The following is a 10640-nucleotide window of genomic DNA, read 5'->3' on the forward strand; positions in this document are numbered from 1 at the left end:
AACGACACATTCTTGACAGGAGTTGAAGATGACCAAAATTGCCCTCGTTACCGGCTCCAGCCGCGGCCTTGGCCGCAATACCGCCCTCAGCATCGCCCGCCACGGCGGGGACGTCATCGTCACCTATCGCAGCGGCGAGGCAGAGGCCAAGTCGATCGTTCAAGAGATCAAGGCCCTGGGTCGCAAAGCGGTTGCGATTCGGCTTGACGTTGGCGACGTATCCAGCATTCCGGCGTTCGTCGAGGAGGTGCGCGGCGCTCTGCGAAGCACCTTTGGTGCCGACAAGTTCGACCATCTCGTCAACAATGCCGGCCATGGAGAGATGGCTTCCTTTGCGGAAACGACAGAGGCGCAGTTCGACGCGATCTTCAACGTTCACGTGAAGGGCGTCTTCTTCCTCACCCAGGCTCTGCTGCCGCTTCTTGCTGATGGAGGCCGGATTGTGAACTTTTCGTCCGGCCTGACTCGGGTCTCTTTCCCGGGGTTCTCCGCCTACTCGGCGGCCAAGGGCGCGGTGGAGGTACTTACCGTCTATATGGCAAAGGAACTCGGCAACCGCGGCATCGCGGTGAACACAGTGGCACCGGGCGCGATCGAAACCGACTTCCTCGGCGGTGCAGTTCGCGACATGCCAGACCTCAACAAGCAGTTTGCTGACATGACCGCACTGGGGCGCGTCGGCGTACCGGACGACATCGGTCCCATGATTGCCAGCCTGCTCGGTGAAGACAACCGCTGGATCAATGCCCAGCGCATCGAGGTTTCCGGCGGTCAAGTGATATGATCTCAAGCTGGAGACGGGTGACACGCCCGTCTCCAGCTCTCCTTAGATAGCGAACGATCTGGAGGGCGGGCACTGGAATCGGCTGGAGTGCGCGATACTGACGCGGCGTCCAACGACAGAAGCGAACCGAAATATGAGGTATAAGCGGATCAAGGCGCAGCATGCGTTTGCAGCAATTTCCTGGATTGCCGGCATGCTCTATATGCCCCAACTGTCGATCCATCGTTGCGGACGCGAGATAGGCGCGAAACAGTCCGCGACGTTCAAGATCATGCAGCATTGGCTTGTGAAGGCGATCATCAATCCAGCCGCAGTCGTCACTTGGCTGATCGGACTCTATTTCGCTTGGAGTGGACACTGGTTCACCGTCGGCTGGCTGGACGGCAAACTCCTGCTAGTCGCTATCTCAGTATCGCTTCGGATCGCGCTGCTCTCATACAAGATGTATCAGAGCTCATAACCAATGTATGGGTTCGCCGGGTATAACCGAATTCGTTAGCGAGCGGTGCGCAGCGCCCGGGTTACAGTTTCCTCACTCGCCGACTACGAGTTGCCCATCTGTACGAGGCCGATTGGGAAGCCGAACACGCCCAGCTTCGGCGCGAGCTTCGTTTGCTCGTTGCGGAACCCCATGGCTTGTCGATCGCTTTCCCCGAGCACAATGGCGGCTATACGGCGCTCCTGAAGAACAGTATCGACTGGATCAGCCCTCCTGAGGAATACGAGAAACGGGAGGGCTCGGTGCTCCTTGGCAAGCTGGCTGCCGTCATGTCGGCGTAGTCGGGAGCAGGTGGGGCCGTGCGTTCGCAAGTCGCTCTCCAAATGGTACTTTATCGACTAGGGGTGATGGTCCTGCCGGGCCCATTTATGCTTGCCGACGTGCCCAAGGCCTTCCATGGCGCGAATACTCCAGGTTCTTCAGAAGCAATGGCGCGACGAAAATGAAGCGCTCCGACCTGAGGGGCTCTCTACCATTCATTCGACCACGCGAGGCTGTCGGAATATTGCGGTTTGATGCCGCGCAATTGCGGGGTGCGTCGCCTCAAGGCAGCTTGAGCCACATGCAAATTGTACATGACCAGCGATCGTCGATTTCGTTTGAACCAGTCTTCGACGTTGTGGTCGTGGGCGGCGGCATCGTCGGCTGCGCCATCGCCTATCACCTCGCTCTCCGTCGCGCCCGCGTGATTGTGCTTGAACAGGCAATATCGCAGCGCAACAGTCGAGCCGAGCTTGGGGCTTCATCCGTCAACAGGGCCGACATTCGGCGGAAATGCCTCTCGCGGCAAAGGCATGCCGGATGTGGGAGACCCTCGAGGACGAGCTCGATGCCGATCTCGAATATGTCCGTTCGGGTATTCTGCTCGCTGCTGAAACGCCCGAAGATGAGCAGCGTCTGAACACCACGCTGAAGGCTGCGCTTGCTGCTGGCATCAAGTCAGATCTGATCGACTCGCACGAGATCTCGAAACTCTTTCACGGCGAGCGTCGGGAATGGGTCTGCGGCCTCTTTACGCCGGGCGACGGGCATGCGGAGCCGATCAAGGCGTCTTTGGCATTTGCCGCTGCGGCCAAAAGGCTTGGCGTTGTCTTCAAGGAGAATTCCCCGGTAATGCGGTTGCAAAGGTCGGCTTCGGGTAACGTATCCGTCGTGACTGCCGATGGCGTCGTGCGCGCAAAGCAAGTCGTCGTGGCGGCAGGCGTTGGTAGCGCCGAATTGGTGAGGGGCGTCGGCATATCGATTCCGGTCCAGCCCGTGCGTGCGTCAGTCGCGCAAACATATCCTTCCAACAAACGGTTATCGGTGCCGGTCTGGTCGCCGCGGGTTGCTTTCAGGCCGAAGCTTGATGGCAGCTTTTATGTGTCGAACGGCTATCGCGGGATCGATGCGGAGCACGACATCGGGCTGCATTCTTTCGGCCATTTCGGCAAATTCATTCCAACCTTCATCGCCAACAGGGGCGTGATTCAACTCAGGTTCGGACGAGAAGCGCTACATACGTTGCGGCATCAACTAAGGAGCCGCCGGTTGTCAATTCCGAATGAGGACCCTGAGATCAATCAGAAGCTCGTCGGACGAAACCTGGAAGAATTCTACCGGGTCTTTCCGGAGCTCAGAACTCTCGGCACCCGACGCACATGGGCTGGTCGCATCGATGCGACACCGGATCTAATTCCGATCATGTCGCGTTGCGGGTTCGAGAACTTGATGCTAGTCGCCGGATTCAACGGTCACGGCTTCGCGCTGGCGCCCGCCGTAGGGGAGGTCATTTCGAGTCTGATTCTCGAAGGCATCGCGCCGCTCGATCTCGATGCCTTCCGATTGTCCCGGTTTTCCGAGGGGCCTCTGGATAGACAATCCGGCGCCATGTGAGCTGAGTTGGAGGAATGCCCTTGAGGAACAATCGAGCCTGCCGCTAGGGGGCAGGTTCGACGTCGATGTTTTCGTGGACCTCGAAGTGGCGCCGCTGCAACTCGGCCAAAAAGGATGGAACGTCATAGTACTCTTCAGGTCCCCAGACGCCGGCTTTTCGCTCTTTCGACAGCAACAGTTGTACGCCGATCGAAAGCCCCATCGACGTGCCGGCATCGACAAAACCATCGAACGAAGGATGCGGATGACCGATCACAGCGAAATTCAGAGTGGTCTTTTTCCCTCCACTCGTGCCGTGACCGATCGCGAGATGGATCTCGTGGCTCTGCTGCGCAGGAATGCGATGACCATTGGTGGCAATGTTGCGCGCGATCACGGCTTCGAGGAACTCGGCCGGCGTGATCTTGGCGTTTCCGATCTCGATCGGCTGATCAAAGGCCCCGAACCCGGCCTTGATCAATCCTGTCCAGGCCTCGTGCTCGCGGTGCGGCAAATGCAGCTTCCAAGTGAATTCGCGAATGCCCTTCTCTCGGATACCTTCCGCGAACGGTACGGTGAGAGGTTCCGAGTGCTGGGTATACATGAATTCGGTGCGGCCCCAAGGTTCGGGCAGGAGAAGCGTTTCCTTTCCGGATTGCGGAGCGACTTCCTTCAACGAGCCGTCGAGGAATTGCATCGAGGGATTGGCATATTCGCCGAGAATGGTGGAGACACTGTAAGGCGGCACGAGAATCGGATTTTCTTCTCCGACCAAGGTGGCGGCCCAATAGAGATTGATGCGATCAATCGTATCCAGCCGCTCAGCCACTGCCTTGCAGATCATATTGGAGACGCCCGGATCGGCTCCGAGTCCCAACACCGCGGTGACGCCGGCAGCCTTCCAGGCGTCATGTTGCTTCTTCTGTTGTACGGTGAAGACGCCCATTCCACCGTAGTCGACGTAAGTGCGCCGGGCTCGCAGACACGCTTCGAAGATCGCCATCTGATGACCTGCGAAGGTGGGAACTGCGTTGATGCAGAGGTCGTGCTCCGTCAGCAGGTCTGCCAGCTTACCGGCATCATTGACATCGAGCTCGACGCCCCGGAGCCGTGGATCCGCAAGTTCGGCAACGAGCTTGTTGGCGCGATCGGCAGCGAAGTCGGCAACTGTGATCAACTCGATGGCGCGGGACGAGTAGGGAGCGACGAGGTCCCGCACCGTACCGCTCGCCATGGCTCCGGCGCCACCCAGAACGAGTATTTTTGCCATCAGTTTCCCTTTCGCATCGCGGCGGCTGAAAATCGCATTTTTTAGCGAGAGTGAAATTTATCAACCTGAGCGGTCGCAATGCAAAGGATTTTTTGGGGAGGCTGATCAATAGATCGGCGGCGTGATGACCCAGTGGATGTAAGTCATCGTGGTGCCGGAATTGACGTAGCGGTGGGGCGTTTCCGAATTGAAGCTGAAGGTGTCGCCAGGATTGAGCAAATATCTTTGAGAGCCGAGGAAAAGCTCAAGCTGGCCATCGATGATGATTCCGAACTCATGGCCTACGTGGCTGTCGAATTCGGTTCCGGACATCCCGCCGGGAAGAAGGTAGGCCACGAAAGCCTGGATTGGAGCCCCCTCAGCGGGGGTCATGATTTCCATGTGCATGCCGATACTATCGAGATTTAGCACGCGTCTCTTGTCTTTTCGGGTGATGTGGCGGTCCTCGCCGACATCTTCAGCGTCTGTCCTTGCGAAGAGGGAGCTCACCGAGACGCCCACGGCATCGGCGATCTGCCTAAGTGATCGCATGGAAGGTGTGGTTAGGCCCCGTTCGATCTGACTGATCAGCCCTACCGATAGTCCGGTGGCATCCGCGACCTCCTGAAGGCTCAAATCTTTATTCTTCCGGGCCTCCCGTAGAAGATCGGCCAGGGCCGGGCTGCCCTTTTGGCTTCGACTTTTGGCTCCCGCCTGTCGGCTCGGCACCGACTTGCCGGCTTTTCGGTCATCTCGCTTCATTTTCACTCTTGCTAAAATTTTGCTTCTCTGTCGTACTTCATCGGGAGGGCGAGTTCCAGCCGGAATTGTCCCTTTTTGGCTGTCCAACCAGTGAAGTGCGGATTTGCATTGATGATCAAGATGGCGATCGAGGTCGGGGGTACCTTTACCGATCTAATTTGGATTGAGGGCGATCATGTCCGTTCGCACAAATTGCCTTCAACCCCCCATGACGCGTCGATCGGTGTGATCGATGGTCTTTCACAGTCCCTTGGCGCTGACCTTCCCAAGCTGACGCACCTGTTTCACGGATCCACCGTGGCCACCAACGCGGTGATCGAGCGGAAGGGATGCCGCGCGGCATTCCTGGCAACTCGCGGCTTCCGCGATCTTTTGGTGTTGCAGCGGCAGCTTCGTCCGAACGTCTATGCGATCGCCTGCGAGAAACCGGAGCCGTTGATACCACTCAAGCGCTCCGTTGAAGTGACCGAGCGTATGGATGTCTCTGGGCAAGCCGTTCTGTCTCTCGACGAAGACGAATTGTGTCGGACGATCGACCAGTTGATCGAAAAGGAAAAGCCCGAAGCGCTCGCGGTCTGCCTGCTGCACTCCTACCGGAATCCCGAGCACGAGCAGACGGTGCGGAGGATCGTGAACAAACGCTATCCGGATCTGCCCGTGGTGCTGTCGTCGGACGTGCTGCCGACATTCCGCGAGTACGAGCGGGCGTCGACAACGGTGATGGCCGCCTATCTGGTGCCGCTGGTCGGTCGATATCTGCGGCGGCTCGAGGATCATCTCGGCGATCGCGCGCCCGGAAGCGGTCTGTTCGTGATGCAATCGTCGGGCGGTGTGCTTCCGAGCTCCGGATCGCATGGCCGGGGCGTGGAGATGCTCAATTCGGGGCCGGCCGCGGGCGTAATCGGGGCGACGCGGATGGCGGGCGTCATCGGTGATCGCAACGTCATTACGCTGGACGTAGGCGGAACAAGTGCGGACATCTGCCTCATTGCGAACGGGACCCCCGGCATTACTGCCGAAACGGAAGTGGACGGGCTGCCGGTCGGGCTGCCCAGCGTCGACATTGCAAACATAGGCGCGGGTGGGGGCAGCATCGGCTGGATCGATGAAGGTGGAATGCTGCAGGTCGGGCCCCGCTCGGCGGGCGCAAGGCCGGGCCCAGCCTGTTACGGACATGGCGGCAGCGCTGCGGCCCTGACCGACGCGCTGGTGCGTCTTGGATGGATCCGGCCGCACCGTTTTCTCGGCGGCAGGATGACGTTGCATCCGGAAAAATCCGATCAGGCGCTGAAGACGCTTGCTGAACCGCTCGGCCAGAACATCGACGAAATGGCCCAGGCGATGGTCGACATCAGCACTGCGCATATCAGCCAGGGAATTCGCCTCGTCTCGGTTCAGCGCGGCCACGATCCGAGGGATTATTCGCTCTACGGCTACGGAGGCATGGGGCCGATGATCAGCGCGCTCTCTGCCTCCGACCTCAAGATACGCCGCGTCGTGATCCCGCCTTATCCGGGCTTGTTCTCCGCGCTGGGTCTTCTCGTTGCCGACGTCAAGCGAATCTATCGGGAGACCCGTTTCCTGCCCGTGGATGCCGAAAGCTCCCGTACGATCGCAAGCGCATTCCACCTGATGAAGCGCGAGCCGGAATCGGAGTTCATCAAATACGGCTATGCGGCATCCGAAATCGTCTACGAACACGCCCTCGAAATGCGTTACGCGGGGCAGGGCTTCGAGCTCTTGGCGACGATCGACCTTGATCGCCTGGATCGCGACGGAGTCACTTACCTTCGCGAAGTGTTCGGTGCCGCTCACCAGGCCCGCTACGGCTCGACATCCCGCGCTGCGCCGATCGAAATCGTGACATTCCGTCTGACTGCGCACGTCCCGACGCCCTCAGCGGTGCTGACCTCGTTGACCCGGATGAGCGAAAAGAAAAGCGAGGCAGAAATCGAGGAAGGACAGATTTCCTCCGGAGGCAGAAAAATCCCCTGTCGATTCGCCTGGCGCAGCAGTTTGGCTTCGGGCTCGGTCGTCAAGGGTGCCGCAGTTATCGAGGAGCCGACAGCAACGACGTTCGTACCGCCAGGATGGATAGTCACCGTCGACAAGACCGGCGCGCTCATTCTCACTCCGGAATCCTAGGCCATGCGCACAAATCTCAATCAAGCGACCTTCAACATCATCAGCCACGGACTGCATGGCATGGCGCAGGAAATGGGCGAGAAGCTCGTGCGCTCGGCCTATTCAACCATCATCCGCGAGGCGAGAGACTGTTCGACGTCCTTTCTCGATCGCAATGGACGCATCATCGCCCAGGCACAGTTTTGCCCGATCCACATGAACTCCTTCGGCAAGGTGTTCGAGGCGTTCGCCGCGAAGTTCGATCTCTCGACAATCAAGCCAAACGAAGGACTGATCACGAACGATCCCTACCACGGCGCCCAGCACCTCAACGACATCGTTCTGTTCACGCCAGTTTTTTATCGTGACAAGCTGCTGGCGTTTAGTGCATCGCTCGGCCATCATATCGATGTCGGCGGCGGGGCGGCCGGCCCCAACGCCAGCGCCACCGACGTGTTCTCGGAAGGCTTGCGTATCCCGCTCTGCCGGTTCGACGTGGATCGCGATCTCGGCGACGGTCTTCTGGAACAATTCATTAGGATCAACGTCCGGCCGCCTGACGACGTGATGGGTGATATCTATGCACAGTTGGCCGCCAATCGAACCGGTCAGGCTCGCTTCATAGAGATGCTCGATCGATTTGGCGAGGAGACGGCGCTGGCTGCGGCGCGCGATCTTCAGGATTACTCCGAGCGGCTCGCCCGTGACGCAGTGCGCGCAATTCCCGACGGGGTTTATCGCGCTGAAGATTTTGTCGACGACAACGGCTTCACAGCGGATCCCTTGCGGGTTTCGGTCAAGATCACCATAGATGGCGACGAGATCGAAATCGACTTTGAAGGCAGCTCGCCCCAGACCAAGGGAATGATCAATTCACCGCACGCCTCGACGGTGTCGGCGGCCTATGGAGCAATTGCAATCCTGCTGGGCGGAGGCCGCATTCCGGTCAATGACGGTCTCTATCGGCCGATTCGTTCCGTGAAAGTCCCTTATGGATCGTTTCTCAATCCTAGCCAGCCCCGAGCGGTAAGGGCCCGCAACAACGCATGCCATCGGGTGTACAATTCGATCATGCTCGCGATGTCTGAAGTGGTCCCGAACCAGGTATTGACGTCCGGCCACGATACAACGAACGCGATCGGCATGGGTCATATGGGGGCCGACCGATACCGGGTGTACATGGAGGTCGTCGGTGGAGGGTGGGGCGCCTCGGCCGGCTCGGACGGCGCGGATGTCGTCGATGGCTACGCGGGAAATTGCTCGAACGTCCCCGTCGAGTCGCTCGAAGCCGACTACCCCTTCATGCGGGTGGAGGAATACGCGCTCCGCCGCGGGTCGGCCGGTGCGGGAAAACATCGCGGCGGCCTGGGTGCGCGACGTGTGTATCGCATCATGGATGATGGCGTCACGTTCAATTCCTACTCCGACCGCTTCAAGATACGTCCATGGGGATTGTTCGGCGGCAAGCCCGGCGCGAATTCCCGATTCGTGGTCGAACGCGATGGCGAACAAATCAACCTTCCATCGAAAGGCAATACGGAGCTCCGACGCGGCGATCGTCTCGTGATCGAAACCGCCGGCGGGGGCGGATACGGCGATCCGCGAGATCGCGATCCCAAGCTTGTTCGGGACGATCTCGAACAAGCTCTGATCACGACGGACGATCGTAGCATCGTCCAATGAGTTGACGGTCCGTTTTCATCAACGATGAGGCATCACCTATGATTATTCGTTATTGTATCGGTATGAGCGTTGCGGCCCTGCTCGGACTTTCCACGGTCGTCCCCTGCGAAGCAAAGATCGAGAAGGATGTTGTCAAGATCGGGATCCTGAACGACATGAGCGGGCCCTATGCCGATCTGGGTGGTCCGGGCTCGGTGATCGCTGCCCAGATGGCGATTGATGATCTCGGAGGAGCCATCAACGGCGTCCCCGTGAAGATCATTTCCGCCGACCACCAAAACAAGGCCGACGTCGGATCGGCAACGGCTCGTCGTTGGTTCGATGTCGAAGGTGTCGATGCCATCGCCGATGTGCCGGTCTCATCGGTCGCCTTGGCCGTGCAAGAGATCGGCCGACGGGCCCGTCGCATCACGCTGATGCAGGGATCGAGCTCAGATCTTACCGGGAAAGCTTGTTCTCCGTATAGTACGGCATGGCAGGACGACACCTATTCCTATTCGAAAGCCTCCGCACAAAACACTGTAAAGAATGGAGGCAAGACATGGTTCTTTGTGGAAGCCGATTATGCGTTCGGCCACGCGTTGGAACGGGACGTCACGGCATTCATCACCGAAGCAGGTGGATCGGTGCTGGGAGCGGCGCGACATCCCGTTAATACTGCCGACCTAAGCTCCTTCCTTCTGCAAGCGCAGAGCTCCAAGGCTCAAGTCATCGGACTTCTGAACGGCGGCGCCGATTTGATTAATTCGATCAAGCAAGCCAAGGAGTTTGGCATCTCTGACAGCGGGCAGAAGCTGGTCGGATTTCTTGTGTACCTGACGGACGTCCACAGTCTGGGCTTGGACGCGACAAACGGCTTGCTGCTTTCCGAGGGCTTCTATTGGGATCAGAACGACGTCGCCAGGACCTGGTCGAAGCGCTATTTCGATAAGACCAAGCGAATGCCGACGAAGGAACAAGCTTCTGTCTATGCTTCCATCACGCACTATCTGAAAGCGGTGAAGAGCGCAGATTCAGTAGATGCGGATCTGGTCACGGCGGAGATGCGAAAGGCGCCAGTCGACTATTTCGGCCATACCGGCTCGATTCGCATCGACGGCCGGGTTCTGTATCCCATAACGTTGTACCAAGTGAAAACGCGCGGCGAATCGACCGGAGCGTGGGACTACTACAAGGCGGTCGGAAACGTCGAAGCAGATCGTGCGTTTCGTCCGCTCAATGAAGGGGGCTGCGACCTCGTCAAGTGAGGTTAGTACAGCGGCATCACCAAGTCTTCAGAAAGAACCGGTCGATGCACCCGCTCTGGCAACCACCGGACTCCGAGCTGCCGGCTCTCACCGAATGCCACGTGCGCGCACTGGCTGCCCTCGGAGCTTTAATGAATCTTGGCGCAATGCTTTCGGTCTGGCTGGCGAACTAAATACGGACGCAAGTTCTTTGGTGCTGTTGATGGATTTCCTTGATGAACCAACGCCAGCCTAGAGAACGAGCGCGACGGTCCTTTTGGTTCGATTTCTCGTTGTAAGCTATTGATCTTTAATGATGGGATTTTGGCCCGGTTGGGAAAATTCACTAAGGAAGTCAACGGCAGCAGTATGTCTCTTAATCTGAGCTGGCCCCGGTTGTCTGAACAGAATATCCGCGTCGATAAGTGGAGCCTCTGCCGGGGTTAGGCTGCCGTGCGG

9 protein-coding genes and 1 pseudogene are annotated in these 10640 nt (G+C 58.7%); 8 read left to right on the forward strand and 2 right to left on the reverse strand.

What is annotated here, in order from left to right; genetic code table 11:
* Positions 1-28 precede the first annotated feature (28 nt).
* The 5 genes and pseudogenes from D6B98_RS22000 (at position 29) to D6B98_RS22020 (ending at position 3158) form a co-directional block, all read left to right on the forward strand.
* Positions 29-784 carry an SDR family NAD(P)-dependent oxidoreductase gene (locus D6B98_RS22000; RefSeq protein ID WP_126259004.1) on the forward strand — a complete coding sequence of 252 codons (756 nt, stop codon included), beginning with the start codon at positions 29-31 and terminating at the stop codon, positions 782-784.
* 133 nt (positions 785-917) lie between these two features.
* On the forward strand, positions 918-1244 hold the full coding sequence (locus D6B98_RS22005) for a CopD family protein (protein WP_126259005.1): 327 nt from the start codon (positions 918-920) through the stop codon (positions 1242-1244).
* A gap of 98 nt (positions 1245-1342) precedes the next feature.
* The gene (locus D6B98_RS22010; RefSeq protein ID WP_126259006.1) at positions 1343-1564 is read left to right on the forward strand and encodes an NAD(P)H-dependent oxidoreductase; all 222 of its coding nucleotides are present in this window, start codon (positions 1343-1345) and stop codon (positions 1562-1564) included.
* Between the two features lie 281 nt (positions 1565-1845).
* Positions 1846-1950: pseudogene (locus tag D6B98_RS41495) on the forward strand (hypothetical protein); the annotation flags it as partial.
* Between the two features lie 41 nt (positions 1951-1991).
* A complete protein-coding gene (locus D6B98_RS22020; protein WP_126259007.1) occupies positions 1992-3158 on the forward strand; it encodes an NAD(P)/FAD-dependent oxidoreductase in 1167 nt (388 codons plus the stop codon).
* A gap of 43 nt (positions 3159-3201) precedes the next feature.
* On the opposite strand, the gene D6B98_RS22025 is transcribed toward D6B98_RS22020, so the two are convergent.
* A complete protein-coding gene (locus tag D6B98_RS22025; protein ID WP_126259008.1) occupies positions 3202-4407 on the reverse strand; it encodes a saccharopine dehydrogenase family protein in 1206 nt (401 codons plus the stop codon).
* A 105-nt stretch (positions 4408-4512) separates the two neighbouring features.
* The gene (locus D6B98_RS22030; protein WP_126259009.1) at positions 4513-5148 is read right to left on the reverse strand and encodes a helix-turn-helix domain-containing protein; all 636 of its coding nucleotides are present in this window, start codon (positions 5146-5148) and stop codon (positions 4513-4515) included.
* A gap of 111 nt (positions 5149-5259) precedes the next feature.
* Between D6B98_RS22030 and D6B98_RS22035 the strand changes: the two genes are divergently transcribed.
* From D6B98_RS22035 to D6B98_RS22045, 3 genes are read left to right on the forward strand one after another with little or no spacing between them, the layout of a single operon-like run.
* On the forward strand, positions 5260-7293 hold the full coding sequence (locus D6B98_RS22035) for a hydantoinase/oxoprolinase family protein (protein ID WP_126259010.1): 2034 nt from the start codon (positions 5260-5262) through the stop codon (positions 7291-7293).
* A gap of 3 nt (positions 7294-7296) precedes the next feature.
* Entirely contained in the window at positions 7297-8955 is a 1659-nt protein-coding gene (locus D6B98_RS22040) for a hydantoinase B/oxoprolinase family protein (RefSeq protein WP_126259011.1), read from the forward strand.
* Between the two features lie 38 nt (positions 8956-8993).
* Positions 8994-10202 carry an ABC transporter substrate-binding protein gene (locus D6B98_RS22045; protein ID WP_126259012.1) on the forward strand — a complete coding sequence of 403 codons (1209 nt, stop codon included), beginning with the start codon at positions 8994-8996 and terminating at the stop codon, positions 10200-10202.
* Positions 10203-10640: the final 438 nt, after the last annotated feature.

This window comes from Bradyrhizobium sp. LVM 105 (assembly GCF_003957705.1).
GTDB lineage: Bacteria > Pseudomonadota > Alphaproteobacteria > Rhizobiales > Xanthobacteraceae > Bradyrhizobium > Bradyrhizobium frederickii.

Excerpts from the sequence above, each read along its gene's own strand:
- D6B98_RS22000 (WP_126259004.1), top strand. The coding sequence starts at position 29 with ATGACCAAAATTGCCCTCGTTACCGGCTCCAGCCGCGGCCTTGGCCGC.
- D6B98_RS22040 (WP_126259011.1), top strand. The coding sequence starts at position 7,297 with ATGCGCACAAATCTCAATCAAGCGACCTTCAACATCATCAGCCACGGA.
- D6B98_RS22005 (WP_126259005.1), top strand. The coding sequence starts at position 918 with ATGAGGTATAAGCGGATCAAGGCGCAGCATGCGTTTGCAGCAATTTCC.
- D6B98_RS22030 (WP_126259009.1), bottom strand. The coding sequence starts at position 5,148 with ATGAAGCGAGATGACCGAAAAGCCGGCAAGTCGGTGCCGAGCCGACAG.
- D6B98_RS22025 (WP_126259008.1), bottom strand. The coding sequence starts at position 4,407 with ATGGCAAAAATACTCGTTCTGGGTGGCGCCGGAGCCATGGCGAGCGGT.
- D6B98_RS22045 (WP_126259012.1), top strand. The coding sequence starts at position 8,994 with ATGATTATTCGTTATTGTATCGGTATGAGCGTTGCGGCCCTGCTCGGA.
- D6B98_RS22035 (WP_126259010.1), top strand. The coding sequence starts at position 5,260 with ATGATCAAGATGGCGATCGAGGTCGGGGGTACCTTTACCGATCTAATT.